The following is a 16,161-nucleotide window of genomic DNA, read 5'->3' on the forward strand; positions in this document are numbered from 1 at the left end:
CATGGCAGGAGCTCAGGCCGTATCCCCGAACCGCCGGCGTTTCCGCTCGCTGGAATTCGCCCTCGGCATCACTCTCACCGGCGGCATGTGTCTGGCGGTCCTGTTCTCCGGCTTCCTGTTTCCGGATGGCGGCGAGAGCATGGACCTGATGGCCCGCCTGATCCCGCCCTTCCAGGATCCGGCGCACATCCTCGGCACCGATCCGCTGGGGCGGGACGTGCTGGCGCGCGTCATCGTCGGCGGCAAGATCTCGCTGACGGTGGGCATTCTGTCGGTGCTCGGGGCGGTGGTGCTCGGCACGCTCGTCGGCCTCGTGGCGGGCTATTACCGCGGCATCGCCGAGGTGCTGCTGATGCGTTTCGCCGACATCCAGCTCGCCCTGCCGTTCATCCTGATCGCCATCATGTTCCTGGCCATTCTCGGAACCGGCGTCGACAAGGTGATCTTCTTCATGATCGTCGCGCAATGGGTGCAGTATGCCCGTCTGGTGCGCGGCTCCGTCCTGGCCCTGCGGGACCGGGAATTCATCCTGTCGGCCCGCGCCATCGGCGTCGGCAACGGACGCATCATCTTCACCCATATCCTGCCCAACGTGCTCGGCCCCATCGTCATTCTCATGACGCTGAACGTCGCCAACAACATTCTGCTCGAGAGCAGCCTCACCTTCCTCGGGCTTGGCGTCGATCCGCTGATCCCGAGCTGGGGCGGCATGCTGGCCGACGGGCGCACCTACCTGCAGTCGGCCTGGTGGGTCAGCGTCTTCCCGGGCCTCGCCATCATGTTCACCGTGCTCGGCCTCAACCTCCTGGGCGATTGGCTGCGCGACCTCTTGGATCCGACAGGACAGACAGGAAAATGACGATTCTACTCAATGAGCGGGTCCCCCGTACCCTCGACACTCTCCTGCGCGAGTGGACCGGTGAAACCCGCCGCGGGGCTCGTCTCGAGGCTTGGCTCTTCGAGAATGAGCCCGCGCGCCGCGAGGCGGAGCGGACTCTTGCGGAGGCGGGCATTTCGGCGCGGCTGCATAGTGCCTACAAGCCTCTCGTTCATGCCTTCCTCGAAGACATCGACATGGCGGACCTGAAGCGGGTCGCCGTCCGCTATCCCGTGCACGAGGAGGCGGATCCCATGCGCTTCCTGTCGGAGGCCTATCCGCTCGCCGCCCTGCTCGACGGCGTCGAGGCCGTCTTCGAGCCCGGCGAGGCCGATCTGACCTACCGGGTGCGCGTGGAATACACCGATGGGCGTGCGGCGGAGCACGAGGTGTTCGCTCCGAACCGCCTGCGCACGAACCATCTCGAACAGGTCGACCTGACGCCGACAGGCTGGCTCAAGGTCACGGGGCTTCCCGGAAATGCGCCCGACATCGACCGGGCGCTCGAAACGGAGATCGAAATCGTCTTCCGGAAAGTCATGGAAGCGGTCGCAGCCCATGAATGGCCTGCGGCGGAGCCCTATGCGGAGACCCTTGCGATCGATGTGACGATCCCCGGGATCGAAAGATCCCTGGGCTACGACGACGAGGTGATGAGCACTCGTGAGGCGCTGCACGAGGATTTCTATTTCTCGCTGCTCGAGTTCTTCAAGCACAGGTCGGGCCGCCCCCCGGAGGATCGCGGGTTGCAGCCGGGCCAGATCGTGCCCGACATCCGCGAAGGGGACGGGGACGCGCATGTGCGCGTGGAACTGCGCTCCTTCGGCGCTCCCGAGGATCCGCACCGGGCGGAACAGGACCTCGACGCTGCGGATGCGGCCCCCGGATTGGCGCAGATCCACCGGGAGCTGGCGGAACTTCCGGGCGAGACCTTCGAAGGCCTGTCCCGCGAAGGGCGGCCGGTGCGTGGCCTCTACCGGTCGGGCTCGCGTCCGGCGGTGCTCGTCACCGGCGGCCAGCACGCCAACGAGACCTCGGCGCCGGTGGGCGCCCTGAGGGCGGCCAGGCGCCTGCTTGCCGATCCCGAGGCGAACATCGCCCTCATCCCCGTGGAGAACCCGGACGGCTACGCGCTGCATGGTCGTCTCTGCGAGGGCAATCCGCGCCACATGCACCATGCGGCGCGCTACACTTCCCTCGGCAACGATCTGGAATACGACCGGGGCAGCCCGACCTACGAGAAGGGGGCGCGGATCCAGGCGCTGCAGATGTCGGGTGCGCAGCTCCACGTCAATCTGCACGGCTATCCGGCCCATGAATGGACGCGGCCCTTCACCGGCTATCTGCCGCGCGGGTTCGAACTCTGGTCGATCCCCAAGGGCTTCTTCCTGGTCATGCGGCACAAGCCCTCCTGGGCGGAGCAGGCGCGCAGGCTGGTCGAGGCCGTGACGAAGCGCCTTTCGGCCGTTCCGGGCCTGCCCGAGTTCAACCGGCGCCAGATCGAGATCTGCGCGATCCATTCCGGCGGGACGCCTTACGAGATCATCAACGACGTGCCGTGCCTGCTGACGGCCGACGAGCGCTATCCGACGCCGCTCACGCTGATCACGGAGTTCCCGGACGAGACGATCTATGGCGAGCCCTACCGTTTCGCCCATACGGTGCAGATGACCACCGTTCTGGCCGCCGAGGAGGCCTATGCGGCCATGATGGCGGACATGGCGGAAGATCTGGCGGTAGCGTCCGTTTAAGGCTTTCCTGGCCTTAGCGTTGCGTCAATCCATCCTGTCGTATCTCATGAGGGAGCCGTCCGGGCATTCGGCGCCCGGGCGGCTGCATGCGAGGGATCGGATCATGTTGCGGGTTGGCTCTATCGGCGCATCGGCGGGTGCCTTTCCGGCGCTCACCGGGACGGCGCTGGCCCAGGAGGATGCCGCCGCCCTCGTTGCCGCCTCCGAACGGGCGGCGGAGCGAATGGCCGCCCATGCCGAGGCGGTGGGCACAGGAATCGGAGGTATTCCGGAGGCTCTGGGCCAGATGCTTGCCTGGCTGGCGAGCAGCCGCTCCGTGCCTCAGTCGCTCCTGCTCTTGCTTGCCGCCATGGCTGCGGCCGTTCTGGCAGGTTACCTGCTGGAAGGGGTCGTCCGGCGGTCCTGGCACTTCGCTCGCACGCACAGGGCCGGGGCCTTGCTCGCCGCGCTCCTGTTCCCTCTGCCGACGCTGATCGTCCTCGCGTTCAAGGGATCTCCGATCCGGTCCGCAGCGCTCGCCCTCAGCCTCGCCTGGGGCTTCATGCATGTGGTGGATACATTCCTGCGGCTGCTTGCCGGCCGGGATCGGGAAGAGACGATCCGCAAGCCGCTGCACCGCATTCGTTCGGGGCTCGGCATCCTCGCGTTCGGTTACGTTTTCCTCGGTCTGTTGAGGCTCGCCGGCGTCGAGGCGGAGCCTCGGCTCGCCCTCGCGACCCTGCTTTGGCTCGGCTTTCTCGGTGCGGGTTTCGGCGCCCTCGGCGCCTTTCGGAGCGCTCTTCCGCAGGACTGGGGAAGGCCCTACGAAGCGGGAGACGTGATCGTCCGGTACATCAGGCCCCACTGGTATGGCGTCTCCGTTTTCATGCTGAGCCTGACCGGCGTCGTGACGGTGGTGGCATCCGTTCATCATCAGGGTGCGGCATTCGTGAAGGGGGCCGCGAGCGTTCTGCTTCTCGGCATCGTTCTCGCCTTTCTGTTCGCGAAGCCTTCCGTCGCGGCGGAGGAGGTGAAGGCGTGGCGGTTGGCGCTGCGGCGCAGTGCCCGTCTCGCGGCTTTCGCCGGCTACGGGATCGGCTTCGCCCTGATCTGGAACATCAATCCGTTGGCTCTGGCGACGGATCGACTGGGCGAGCCTTTCGCCCGGGCCGTCATCGATATCGGCATCGCCTGCGCGCTTGCGCTCATGCTGTGGGAACTCGCCCGCACGGCCTTGGATTCCTACGCCCCTGCCGCTCATGCGGACATCACCCGCTCCGACGATCAAGGGCACATCCCGGCGGCGACGCGCCTGCAGACCTTTCTGCCGCTCCTGCGGGCGGCGACGGCGATCTTCATCTTTTCGGTCGCCGGCATGGTGATCCTGATGGCGATGGGGATCAACATCGCGCCCATGCTCGCCGGGGCGGGCGTGCTGGGCATCGCCATCGGCTTCGGGTCGCAGACCCTGGTGAAGGACGTGATCTCCGGATTGTTCTTCCTGGCGGACGATGCCTTTCGACTCGGCGAGTTCGTCGAGATCGGCAATGCCAAGGGCACCGTCGAGAAAATGTCGATCCGTTCCCTGCGGCTGAGGCATCCGCGCGGTCAGCTCTATACGGTGCCGTTCGGCGAAATCCGCCAGATCACCAATTTCAGCCGCGACTACACCATCGTGAAGATCGAGTTCACGATCGCGTTCGACACCGACCTCGTCAAAGCGAAAAAGATCGTGAAGCAGATCGCCGCCGAGCTGGACGGGGACGAGGAGTTCGGCTCCCATCTGCTCCAGCCGCTGAAGTTCCAGGGCGTCCGACGCATGGAGCAGTACGGCATCGTCGTCGGCGTCAAGTTCACGGCCAAGCCCGGCGAGCAATGGGGGCTGCAGCGTGAGGTGTACCAGCGCGTTCGCGACGCCTTCGCTCGTGAGGGAATTCAGTTCGCCCGTCCTCAGGTCATCGTCCAAATGCCGCCGGGCGTCGAGCATCCGGAGGCGGCAAGAGCCGCCGCGCTGACCGCGCTGGAGAGCATGTCGAAAACGGACGAGCCGCAAGCCAGGGCATCCTGATCACCCGGAACAGGACAACCTCCCCATCGTTAGTGGAGCACCGCAGAAGCGTTGTCTCTGGGCTTCACGAGGTGTTGCGATGGCCGGATTGTCATGGAAGCAGAAAGAGAACGAGGCGGGCATCCGTGAGGCGGTCGAGGTCGTGCGCGAGCATGGCGAGACATTGCCTCCGATTTCGGATGCAACCGCGTTCGGTTCCATGTTCGACCGCTTTTCCGACGCCAAGGTCGTTCTGCTCGGCGAGGCCACCCACGGCACGTCGGAATTCTACAGGGCGCGGGCCGCGATCACCCGGCGCCTGATCGAGGAGCACGGCTTCAACATCGTGGCCGTCGAGGCCGATTGGCCGGACGCCGCCAGGATCGACGCCTATGTGCGGCATCGCAAGGTTCCGGACACGGACGATGCCGCTTTCGAGCGTTTTCCCACCTGGATGTGGCGCAATGACGAGGTGGCGGATTTCGTCAACTGGATGCGCGACCACAACCGTGACCGGCCGGAGGCCGAGCGCGCCGAGTTCCGGGGCCTCGACGTCTACAGCCTGCACTCGTCCATTCAGTCGGTGCTGAAATATCTGGAGAAGGTGGATCCCGAGGGTGTCGATGAGGCCCGGGGACGATATGGCTGCCTCAGCCCCTGGCAATCGGATCCCGCCCTCTACGGGCGAGCCGTCCTCACGGGCCGCAAACGGCCCTGCGACCAGGCCCTGCTCGACCAGCTCCAATCCATGCTCGACCGGAGGCTGGAATACCTGAAGGCCGATGGCGGCGAGGCATTCTTCGACGCGGTGCAGAACGCTAAGATCGTTCATGCGGCGGAGCATTACTACCGCATCATGTACGAGGGCTCGACGGAGTCCTGGAACCTGCGCGACCGGCACATGTTCGACACGCTCCAGAGCCTCCTGGCCCGGCGCGAGAACGCCAAGGCGGTGATCTGGGCGCACAACTCCCATATCGGCAACGCCTCCGCGACCGCCATGGGCTGGCAGGGGGAGTTCAATATCGGTGAGCTCTGCCGCACGGCCTATCGCGGCGAGGCGGTGCTGATCGGGTTCGGCACCGACCGCGGCACGGTCGCCGCCGCCAGCGACTGGGACGGCCCCATGGAGGTCAAGGACGTCCGGCCGGCGAGGCCCGACAGCCACGAGCGGATCTTCCGCGATGCCGGGCTCGGCTGTTTCCTGACCGACTGGCGGGAAAACGGACAGCAGGATCTGAAGGAAGCTCTGTCGCGGCCACGCCTGGAACGGGCCATCGGGGTGATCTACCGGCCCGAGACCGAGCTCTACAGCCACTATTTCGAGGCCGTCATGGCCGAGCAGTTCGATGCCTTCGTGTGGTTCGACGAGACCAGGGCCGTGACGCCGCTCACCCATGCCCACGGGAAGGGAATGCCGGAGACCTATCCCTTCGGTCTCTGATCCCAAACCCTTGCCGGTCTTGGCTCCCCCTGCTAACTGACGCGCAATCCATTCATCGCGTTCACCATTCAGCAGGGTTTTTGCCGTGTCCCGTCAGTTCATCTACCACATGCGTGGTCTCACCAAGACCTACCCGAACGGCAAGAAGGTCTTGGACAACATCCACCTGTCCTTCTACCCGGACGCCAAGATCGGCGTGCTCGGCGTCAACGGCGCCGGTAAGTCGACCCTGCTCCGGATCATGGCCGGCATCGACAAGGACTGGAACGGCGAAGGTTGGGTGGCCGAAGGCGCGCGGGTCGGCTATCTGCCGCAGGAGCCGCAGCTCGACCCGACCAAGAACGTCCGCGAGAACGTGATGGAGGGCGTGGCCGCCAAGAAGGCGATCCTCGACCGCTACAACGAGCTCGCCATGAACTATTCCGAGGAGACGGCGGACGAGATGACCCGCCTCCAGGACGAGATCGAGGCGAAGGGCCTGTGGGACCTGGATTCCCAGGTGGATCAGGCCATGGACGCCCTGCGCTGCCCGCCGGACGACTGGTCCGTGGACAAGCTCTCGGGCGGCGAGCGCCGTCGCGTGGCGCTGTGCAAGCTCCTCCTGGAGCAGCCGGAACTGCTCCTCCTCGACGAGCCCACCAACCACCTGGACGCCGAGACCACCGCCTGGCTCGAAGGCCATCTGCGGACCTATCCGGGCGCCATCCTGATCGTCACCCACGACCGCTACTTCCTCGACAACGTGACCGGCTGGATCCTCGAGCTCGACCGCGGCCGGGGCATCCCCTACGAGGGCAACTACTCGTCCTGGCTCGAGCAGAAGCAGAAGCGCCTGGCCCAGGAAGGCCGCGAGGAAGAGGCGCGCCAGCGCACCATCGAGCGCGAGCGCGAATGGGTCTCGGCCTCGCCCAAGGCCCGTCAGGCCAAGTCCAAGGCCCGTATCCAGCGCTACGAGGACCTCGTCGCCAAGGCGGCCGAGAAGGGGCCGACCACGGCGCAGATCATCATTCCCATCGCCGAGCGCCTGGGCAACAACGTCATCGAGTTCGACAACCTCAAGAAGGCCTTCGGCGACAAGCTGCTCATCGACGGCCTGTCCTTCAAGCTGCCTCCGGGCGGCATCGTGGGCGTCATCGGCCCGAACGGCGCCGGCAAGACCACCCTGTTCCGCATGATCACGGGGCAGGAGCAGCCGGACGAGGGCTCGATCCAGATCGGCGAGAGCGTCAAGCTCGGCTATGTGGACCAGAGCCGCGATTCGCTCGATGCCAACAAGACCCTCTACGAGGAGATCTCCGGCGGCAACGAGGTGCTCTATCTCGGCAAGCGCGAGATCAATGCCCGCGCCTATTGCTCCGCCTTCAACTTCAAGGGATCGGACCAGCAGAAGAAGGTGGGCGTTCTCTCGGGCGGCGAGCGCAACCGCGTGCACCTCGCCAAGATCCTGAAGTCGGGCTCGAACGTCCTGCTTCTCGACGAGCCGACCAACGACCTCGACGTGGACACCCTGCGCGCCCTCGAAGAGGCGCTGGAGGATTATGCGGGCTGCGCCGTGATCATCAGCCACGATCGCTGGTTCCTGGACCGCATCGCCACCCACATCCTCGCCTTCGAGGGCGACAGCCACGTGGAGTGGTTCGAGGGCAACTTCGCCGATTACGAGGAGGACAAGAAGCGCCGCCTCGGTACGGATTCCACGATTCCGCACCGGATCAAGTACAAGAAGTTCGCGCGGTAATTCGCCTGCGCAACGTCGTTTGAAGGGGGGCTGTCGGCCGGCAGCGCCCCCTTCGTCCTTTTGTCATCGGCGGTTGCGGGCCGCCCATCAAGGCAGTTGGGTTCCTGCTCGAAAGGGTGTATGACCCTTGAGGCACGAGACATGACATGAGACGTCCCCGTGCCAGCCGATCAGATTCCAGCCTTTCAAACCGTTGCGACTCCTGAAGAAGCCGTCGATCGGCTCATTCACCTCTACGACACGGCCATCGAGGCGCAGCGCCATGCGCTGGAGCACTTCTTCTCCACCGGGACCGCCCCCACCGCCAGCGAGAGGGCCCGCTTTCGCTATCCGGAATTGCGGCTGACCTATCGGGCCACATCCCTGCCGCCGGTCAAGCAGCGTGCCTATGCCAAGTTCCAGGGGCCCGGCGTCTATGCGACGACGATCACCCAGCCCACCTTTTTCAAGAGCTACCTCCTGGAGCAGCTGAACTATCTCGTGCGCGACTACGGCGCGACCCTCGAGGTTGGCGTCAGCGATCAGGAGATCCCGTACCCTTACGTTTTCGAACGTGGCGACGAGCTGGGCCGGGGCGCCCATTCCGCTGCGGAGCTGGCGCAGCATTTCCCGACGCCGCTGCTCGCCAAGGTCGGCGACGAGATCGCCGACGGCACCTGGATCTTCCGGGAGGGCGATCCGCGGCCGCTGGCGCTGTTCGACGCCGCCCGGGTAGACTATTCGCTCCGGCGCCTCGTGCATTACACGGGCAGCGACTGGCGGTCCGTTCAACCCTGGATCCTGCTGACCAACTATCACCGCTACGTGGACCAGTTCGTCCAGTGGGCGGTCGGTGAACTGGCGAAGGAGGACAGCGAGTTCGAGAGGCTGGTCCTGCCGGGCGGGATCGTGGTGGAGCGGGGACTGAAGGGCTCCGCCGTCGCCGAACTCGTGGCATCCTCCCCCTGGCACCGGTTCCAGATGCCGGCCTATCACCTGATCCACCGCAACGGACACGGCGTCACCCTGGTGAATATCGGGGTCGGGCCCTCCAACGCGAAGAACATCACGGACCACCTGGCGGTGATGCGTCCCCATTGCTGGCTCATGGTCGGCCATTGCGGCGGCCTGCGGCAGTCCCAAACCATCGGCGATTACGTGCTGGCCCACGGCTATCTCCGGCGCGACCGCATTCTCGACGGTGCCGTGCCGCCGGAAATCCCGATTCCCGCCCTGGCCGAGGTCCAGGTCGCCCTGCAGGAGGCGGCGGCCCAGGTCACCGGCGACCGGGGCGACGACCTGAAGCGGCGCCTGCGCACCGGCACGGTCGTGACCTACGACGACCGCAACTGGGAGCTTCGCTGGAGCCAGGAGCGGCGGCAGATCAACTTGTCCCGCGCCATCGCCGTGGACATGGAAAGCGGCACCATCGCGGCTCAGGGCTATCGCCTGCGCGTTCCCTATGGGACGCTGCTCTGCGTGTCCGACAAGCCCCTTCACGGCGAGATCAAGCTGCCGGGCGCGGCGAATGCGTTCTACGAGCGCGCTGTGGGGGAGCACCTCATGATCGGGCTTGCCGCCCTGGACAACCTCCGGGGCCAGCGCGGCTCGCTCCATTCCCGAAAACTGCGGAGCTTCGACGAGCCGCCCTTCCGCTGATGGCCCACCATGTCGCGTGAAACCTCGGGCCTGCTCCTGGGCTTCGTGGGCGTGTGCATCTTCGCCGGCACGCTCCCCTTCACCCATCTCGCCGTCGAGTTTCTCAGCCCGCTTTTCGTGACGGCCGGCCGGGCGGCGGTGGCGGGGCTTCTGGCCGGGACGACGCTGCTGCTTCTGCGCAAGCCCTGGCCGGAGAGAAGACAGGTGGGGACGCTGGCGCTCGTCGCCCTGTGCCTCGTCGGAGGCTTCCCGGGATTCACCGCGCTTGCGATGCAGAGCGTGCCCGCCTCGCATGGGGGCGTCGTCCTGGGCATCCTGCCGCTCGCCACCTCCGCCATCAGCGCCCTGATCGCGGGAGAGCGGCCGAGCCCGGCCTTCTGGGCAGCCGCCGTGGCCGGTGCGGCCCTGGTCGTCGGGTTCACGCTGTACGAGGGAGGCGGCTCCCTGGGGAGGGGCGACCTCTACCTTTTGGCAGCCGCCCTGACCTCCGCCCTCGGCTACGTCCTGTCCGGCAAGCTCGTCCGCAGCGGCTATGCCGGATGGGAGGTGATTTCCTGGGTTCTCGTGGTGGCCCTTCCGGCCACGATTCCCCTGGCCCTCTGGACCATGCCGGCCACGCCTGCGGCCGTTCCGGCCTGGAGCTGGATCGGCTTCGCCTACGTCGCGCTCATGAGCCAGTATCTCGGCTTCTTCGCCTGGAACGCCGGCCTTGCCCTCGGCGGGATTGCCCATGTGAGCCAGGTTCAGCTGCTGCAGACCTTCATCACCCTTATCTTCGCGGCACTCCTCAACCGGGAGCCCATCGAGCCGACGGCGTGGCTCGTCGCCACCGGGGTGTTCGTCCTGGTCCTGATGGCGCAACGGGCCAAGGTGGTCCGCAGAAAGGGGTGAGGATCCGCTTGCCGCGCGCTTACGATGAAGATATAAACATATCTTTATATGTGAGAGCGAGATTTGGCTGTGACCGATTCTGCGTCCCCGTCTCTTGATACGACCCTGAACGTGCTGCGGGCTGCGGCCGAGGAAACGCGCATGCGGATCCTGGCTCTTCTCACGGAGGGCGAGCTTTCGGTGTCGGACCTCACCGATATCCTCGGCCAGTCCCAGCCCCGGATTTCCCGTCATCTGAAGCTTCTCGTCGAGGCCGGCCTCGTGGAGCGCCACCGCGAAGGGGCCTGGGCCTTCTTCCGGCTGACGGACCGGGGACCGGCCCTGAGCATCCTCCGCCCGATGCTGGACAGCCTCGACCGATCGGATCCGCAACTGCTGGAGGACCGCACCCGGCTGCAGACCGTTCGCGAGCAGCGTGCCCAGGCGGCTCAGGCCTTCTTCTCCCGCCTTGCTCCCGATTGGGACCGCATCCGGTCGCTCCATGCTCCCGAGGCGGTTGTCGAGGCGGCCGTGGTGGACGCCCTCGGGTCGAAGCCGATCGTCAATCTCGTCGATCTCGGCACCGGCACCGGCCGAATGCTGCAGCTGCTGGCGCCGCGCGCGCTGCGGACAGTCGGGCTCGATGCCAGCCACGCCATGCTCTCCGTGGCGCGGGCGAACCTGGAAAAGGCCGGGCTCTCGCGGATCGAACTCCGGCAGGGAGACATCTATGCGCCTCCGTTCCCGCGCGACACGTTCGATCTCGTCGTCATCCATCAGGTGCTGCACTATCTCGACGATCCGGCCCGGGCGATCCGCGAGGCGGCCCGTCTCGTCGCTCCCGGCGGGCGCATCCTGGTCGTGGATTTCGCGCCCCACAATCTCGAGTTCCTGCGCGAGGCCCAGGCCCATCGCCGTCTCGGCTTCGCGCCCGAGCAGGTCTCCACCTGGCTCGATGAATCCGGCCTCGACTGCACGCTCACGCGGGATGTCGCGCCGCAAAAGAAGGCCGGCGAGCAGCTGATCGTTTCCCTTTGGCTCGGCCAGGATCGCCGCGTGGCGACGGATTGGCCTCTGATCGAATCCAACAAAGAGGTTGCCTGATGTCGCCGCTCACGCTCCGCCCCAGCCGGCAGGACACCTGTTCGATCCGAGTCTCGTTCGAGTTCTTCCCGCCCAAGACTCCGGAGATGGAGGCCACGCTCTGGTCCTCCATCGAGCGTCTGGCTCCCCTCAATCCGCAATTCGTCTCCGTCACGTACGGCGCCGGCGGTTCGACCCGCGAGCGGACCCACGCCACGGTATCCCGCCTCGTGCGCGAAACGGCGCTGAAGCCCGCCGCGCATCTCACCTGCGTGGCGGCCACCAAGGAAGAGGTGAACGACGTCGTCCGCTCCTATTGGGAGGCAGGCGTCCGCCATGTCTGGCCCTGCGCGGCGACCCGGTCGGCGGGCTCGGCACGACTTACGTGCCCCATCCGGGCGGTTATCAGCAGGCCTGCGACCTGGTGTCGGCGATCAAATCCATCGGCGACTTCGAGGTGTCGGTCTCGGCTTATCCCGAGAAGCATCCGGAGGCCACGTCGCTTGACGCGGATATCGACGCCCTGAAGGCCAAGGTCGATTGCGGCGCCGACCGCGCGATCACGCAGTTCTTCTTCGATAACGACCATTACTTCCGCTATCTCGACCGCGTCCGGGCGCGGGGCATCGACATTCCCATCGTTCCCGGCATCGTTCCCGTCCAGAACTTCAAGCAGACTGCGAATTTCGCCGCAAAGGCGGGCGCCACCATTCCGGCATGGCTCGCTGCGCGGTTCGACGGTCTCGACAACGACGTGGACACGCGGAAGCTCATCGCCGCCGCCGTCGCCGCCGAGCAGGTGATCGATCTCGTGGACCGGGGCGTCAGCGAGTTCCACTTCTACACCATGAACCGCGCGGACCTGGTCTACGCGATCTGCCACCTGCTGGGATTGCGCGACCACGCCGTGAAAGCGGCAGCCTGATCATTCTGCGACGTGCCGGACCGTGCGGTCATGGCGAAAGAAAAGAAAATGACGACTTTCACTCCTTGTCCTGCCGACGGTGCCGATATTCTGAAGGCCCTTCGCGAAGCCGCATCGAAGCGCATTCTCGTGCTCGACGGCGCGATGGGAACCGAGCTCCAGAGCTACCGCTTCTCCGAGGAGGATTTCAGGGGCGAGCGGTTCAAGGACTGGAAGCAGGACGTCAAGGGCAACAACGACCTCTTGATCCTGACCCAGCCGGACGCGGTGCGGGACGTGCATCTCAACTATTTCCGCGCAGGCGCCGACATCGTCGAGACCAACACCTTTTCCGGCACCTCCATCGCCCAGGCCGATTACGGCATGGAGGAGATCGTCTACGACCTGAACTTCGAGGGCGCCCGCCTTGCGCGCGAGGCCGCGCTCATGGCGCAGAAGGAGGATGGCCGCCGCCGCTTCGTGGCCGGCGCCATCGGGCCGACGAACCGCACGCTGTCGATCTCTCCCGACGTGAACAATCCCGGCTATCGCGCCGTGACCTTCGACGAGGTGCGCGATTCTTATGCCGAGCAGGTGAGGGGGCTCATCGACGGCGGATCCGAGATCATCCTCATCGAGACCATCTTCGACACCCTCAACGCCAAGGCGGCCATCGTCGCGACGCATCGGGTCTTCGCCGAGAAGGGCGTCAGGCTCCCGATCATGATCTCGGGCACCATCACGGACCTGTCCGGACGCACGCTCTCCGGCCAGACGCCGACGGCGTTCTGGCATTCCGTGCGTCATGCCGATCCGTTCTCCATCGGCCTCAACTGCGCGCTCGGTGCGCGCGAGATGCGGGCGCATATCCAGGAGATCAGCAAGGTCGCGGATACGCTCGTGTGCGCCTATCCGAATGCGGGCCTGCCCAACGAGTTCGGCCTCTACGACGAGCGTCCCGAAGCGACGGCGGGAATGCTGGCCGAGTTCGCCGATGCGGGCCTCGTGAACGTGGTCGGCGGCTGTTGCGGCACGACGCCGGACCATATCCGCGCCATTGCGGATGCGGTTGCGGGCAAGGCCCCGAGGCAGGTGCCCGAAGTCAAGCCGCTCATGCGCCTTTCGGGGCTCGAACCCTTCGTTCTCACCTCCGACATTCCCTTCGTGAACGTGGGCGAGCGCACGAACGTCACCGGCTCCGCCAAGTTCCGCAAACTCATCACCAACGGCGATTATGCGGCGGCTCTCGACGTGGCGCGCGACCAGGTGGCGAACGGCGCGCAGATCATCGACGTGAACATGGACGAGGGCCTGCTCGATTCCGAGAAGGCCATGGTGGAGTTCCTGAATCTCGTGGCCGGCGAGCCCGACATCGCCCGCGTGCCCGTGATGGTGGACTCGTCCAAGTTCCACGTGATCGAGGCCGGCCTGAAATGCATTCAAGGCAAGGCCATCGTGAACTCGATCTCCATGAAGGAGGGCGTGGACGCCTTCGTCGAGCAGGCCTGGATCTGCCGTTCCTACGGCGCCGCCGTCGTGGTGATGGCCTTCGACGAACAGGGGCAGGCGGATACCCTGGAGCGCAAGGTCGAGATCTGCACCCGCGCCTACAGGATTCTCACCGAGGAGGTGGGGTTCCCGCCGGAGGACATTATCTTCGATCCGAACGTGTTCGCGGTCGCCACCGGCATCGAGGAGCACAACGGTTACGGCGTCGCCTTCATCGAGGCGACGCGGATCATCCGCGAGACGCTGCCGCACGCCCATATCTCGGGCGGCGTGTCGAACCTCTCGTTCTCGTTCCGCGGCAACGAGCCGGTGCGCGAGGCGATGCACTCGGTCTTCCTGTTCCACGCCATCAAGGTCGGCATGGATATGGGCATCGTGAACGCCGGTCAGCTCGCCGTCTACGAGCAGATCGATCCGGAGCTGCGCGAACTGTGCGAGGACGTCGTCCTCAACCGCCGGCCCGACGCGACGGAGCGCCTGCTGGATGCGGCGCCCCGCTTCAAGGGCGACGGCGCGGGGGCGGCCAAGACCGTCGACCTCGAATGGCGCGGCTGGCCGGTCGAGAAGCGCCTGGAACATGCGCTTGTCAACGGCATCACCGAGTTCATCGAGCAGGACACGGAGGAGGCCCGTCAAGCCGCCGAACGTCCGCTGCACGTGATCGAAGGGCCGCTCATGGCGGGCATGAACGTGGTCGGCGACCTGTTCGGCGCCGGCAAGATGTTCCTGCCCCAGGTGGTGAAATCCGCCCGCGTGATGAAGCAGGCGGTGGCCTACCTCATGCCCTACATGGAGGCGGAGAAGGAGAAATCCGGAGCGGCTGCGCGCTCCGCCGCCGGCAAGGTGCTGATGGCGACCGTGAAGGGGGACGTGCACGACATCGGCAAGAACATCGTCGGCGTGGTTCTGGCCTGCAACAACTACGAGGTGATCGACCTCGGCGTCATGGTGCCTGCCCAGAAGATCCTGGAGACGGCCCGCAAGGAGAACGTGGACGTGATCGGCCTTTCCGGCCTCATCACGCCCTCCCTGGACGAGATGGTCCATGTGGCGAGCGAGATGGAGCGCGAGGGTTTCGACATTCCGCTGCTGATCGGAGGAGCCACCACGAGCCGGGTTCATACGGCGGTGAAGATCCACCCGAACTACAACAAGGGGCAGGCCGTCTACGTCACGGACGCGAGCCGCGCCGTCGGCGTGGTGTCCTCGCTGCTCTCGCCCGAGATGAAGCCCGGCTATGTGGAGACGGTGCAAGCCGAGTACCGCAAGGTCGCCGACGCCCATGCCCGTTCCGAGGCGGACAAGCAGCGCCTGCCGCTCGAAAAGGCGCGCTCCAATGCGCTGAGGATCGACTGGTCGGCCTATCAGCCGCCCAAGCCCACCTTCACCGGCGCCCGGGTGTTCCGCAGCTACGATGTCGGGGAGCTGGTGCCGTATATCGACTGGACGCCGTTCTTCCAGACCTGGGAGCTGAAGGGCCGTTTCCCGGCCATCCTCGACGACCCCGAACAGGGCGAGGCGGCACGCCAGCTCTTCGAGGATGCCCAGGCAATGCTCAAGCGCCTCGTGGACGAGCGCTGGTTCAATCCGAAGGCGGTCATCGGCTTCTGGCCCGCGAACGCGGTCGGCGACGATATCCGGCTGTTCACGGGCGAGAGCCGCTCCGAACAGCTCGCCACGTTCCACGGACTGCGCCAGCAGCTCTCCAAGCGCGACGGCAAGCCCAATCTCTGCCTGTCGGACTTCGTGGCCCCGGTCGAGAGCGGCAAGGCCGATTACGTCGGCGGCTTCGTCGTGACCTCGGGCATCGAGGAGGTCCGCATCGCCGAGCGCTTCGAGCGGGCGAACGACGATTACCAGTCGATCCTGGTGAAGGCCTTGGCCGATCGCCTGGCGGAAGCCTTTGCGGAGCGCATGCACCAGCGCGTGCGCAAGGAGTTCTGGGCCTATGCGCCGGATGAGGCCTATTCCAACGAGGACCTGATCCGCGAGGAGTACCAGGGCATTCGTCCGGCTCCGGGTTATCCGGCCCAGCCCGATCACACGGAGAAGGCGACCCTGTTCAGCCTGCTGGAGGCCGAGCGCCGCATCGGCGTGACGCTGACCGAGGCCTATGCCATGTGGCCGGGCTCATCGGTCTCCGGTCTCTACCTGTCCCATCCGGACGCCTACTATTTCGGCGTCGCCAAGGTGGAGCGCGATCAGGTGGAGGATTATGCCGCCCGCAAGGGCATGAGCATTCCGGAAGTGGAGCGCTGGCTCTCGCCGATCCTCAACTACGATCCGGCGCGCTACCGGGCGATGGCGGCGGAGTGACCTCC

General features: G+C 65.9%; 9 protein-coding genes and 1 pseudogene. All 10 read left to right on the forward strand.

What is annotated here, in order from left to right:
• Nucleotide 1: 1 nt before the first annotated feature.
• The 10 genes and pseudogenes from ACFOYU_RS06915 to metH all read left to right on the forward strand — a co-directional run bounded on the left by ACFOYU_RS06915 (nucleotide 2) and on the right by metH (nucleotide 16,156).
• Nucleotides 2-859 (forward strand): ABC transporter permease, encoded by an 858-nt coding sequence (locus ACFOYU_RS06915; RefSeq protein WP_226742129.1) that lies wholly within the window; start codon nucleotides 2-4, stop codon nucleotides 857-859.
• Nucleotides 856-2,628 carry a M14 family zinc carboxypeptidase gene (locus tag ACFOYU_RS06920; RefSeq protein WP_377033006.1) on the forward strand — a complete coding sequence of 591 codons (1,773 nt, stop codon included), beginning with the start codon at nucleotides 856-858 and terminating at the stop codon, nucleotides 2,626-2,628. Before ACFOYU_RS06915 ends, ACFOYU_RS06920 begins: the two co-directional genes overlap by 4 nt.
• Nucleotides 2,629-2,731: 103 nt before the next feature.
• On the forward strand, nucleotides 2,732-4,675 hold the full coding sequence (locus ACFOYU_RS06925; protein WP_377033007.1) for a mechanosensitive ion channel family protein: 1,944 nt from the start codon (nucleotides 2,732-2,734) through the stop codon (nucleotides 4,673-4,675).
• 79 nt (nucleotides 4,676-4,754) lie between these two features.
• Nucleotides 4,755-6,098 carry an erythromycin esterase family protein gene (locus ACFOYU_RS06930; RefSeq protein WP_377033008.1) on the forward strand — a complete coding sequence of 448 codons (1,344 nt, stop codon included), beginning with the start codon at nucleotides 4,755-4,757 and terminating at the stop codon, nucleotides 6,096-6,098.
• Nucleotides 6,099-6,183: 85 nt separating this feature from the next.
• Nucleotides 6,184-7,836 carry an energy-dependent translational throttle protein EttA gene (ettA, locus tag ACFOYU_RS06935; RefSeq protein ID WP_226742133.1) on the forward strand — a complete coding sequence of 551 codons (1,653 nt, stop codon included), beginning with the start codon at nucleotides 6,184-6,186 and terminating at the stop codon, nucleotides 7,834-7,836.
• Nucleotides 7,837-7,995: 159 nt separating this feature from the next.
• The gene (locus ACFOYU_RS06940) at nucleotides 7,996-9,474 is read left to right on the forward strand and encodes an AMP nucleosidase (protein WP_226742135.1); all 1,479 of its coding nucleotides are present in this window, start codon (nucleotides 7,996-7,998) and stop codon (nucleotides 9,472-9,474) included.
• Between the two features lie 9 nt (nucleotides 9,475-9,483).
• Nucleotides 9,484-10,365 (forward strand): DMT family transporter, encoded by an 882-nt coding sequence (locus ACFOYU_RS06945; protein ID WP_377033009.1) that lies wholly within the window; start codon nucleotides 9,484-9,486, stop codon nucleotides 10,363-10,365.
• A 69-nt stretch (nucleotides 10,366-10,434) separates the two neighbouring features.
• Nucleotides 10,435-11,448, forward strand: coding sequence for an ArsR/SmtB family transcription factor (locus tag ACFOYU_RS06950; protein ID WP_377033010.1), 1,014 nt, complete (start codon nucleotides 10,435-10,437; stop codon nucleotides 11,446-11,448).
• Nucleotides 11,448-12,352 (forward strand): annotated as a pseudogene (metF, locus tag ACFOYU_RS06955) (methylenetetrahydrofolate reductase [NAD(P)H]). Before ACFOYU_RS06950 ends, metF begins: the two are co-directional and overlap by 1 nt.
• Nucleotides 12,353-12,400: 48 nt before the next feature.
• A complete protein-coding gene (gene metH / locus ACFOYU_RS06960; RefSeq protein WP_377033011.1) occupies nucleotides 12,401-16,156 on the forward strand; it encodes a methionine synthase in 3,756 nt (1,251 codons plus the stop codon).
• The last annotated feature ends 5 nt before the right edge of the window (nucleotides 16,157-16,161 follow it).

Source organism: Microvirga sp. GCM10011540 (assembly GCF_042650665.1).
Classification (GTDB): Bacteria; Pseudomonadota; Alphaproteobacteria; order Rhizobiales; family Beijerinckiaceae; genus Microvirga; species Microvirga lenta.

Coding starts and splice junctions, on each gene's coding strand:
- ACFOYU_RS06945 (WP_377033009.1), top strand. CDS start 9,484: ATGTCGCGTGAAACCTCGGGCCTGCTCCTGGGCTTCGTGGGCGTGTGC.
- ACFOYU_RS06915 (WP_226742129.1), top strand. CDS start 2: ATGGCAGGAGCTCAGGCCGTATCCCCGAACCGCCGGCGTTTCCGCTCG.
- ACFOYU_RS06930 (WP_377033008.1), top strand. CDS start 4,755: ATGGCCGGATTGTCATGGAAGCAGAAAGAGAACGAGGCGGGCATCCGT.
- ACFOYU_RS06920 (WP_377033006.1), top strand. CDS start 856: ATGACGATTCTACTCAATGAGCGGGTCCCCCGTACCCTCGACACTCTC.
- metH (WP_377033011.1), top strand. CDS start 12,401: ATGACGACTTTCACTCCTTGTCCTGCCGACGGTGCCGATATTCTGAAG.
- ACFOYU_RS06925 (WP_377033007.1), top strand. CDS start 2,732: ATGTTGCGGGTTGGCTCTATCGGCGCATCGGCGGGTGCCTTTCCGGCG.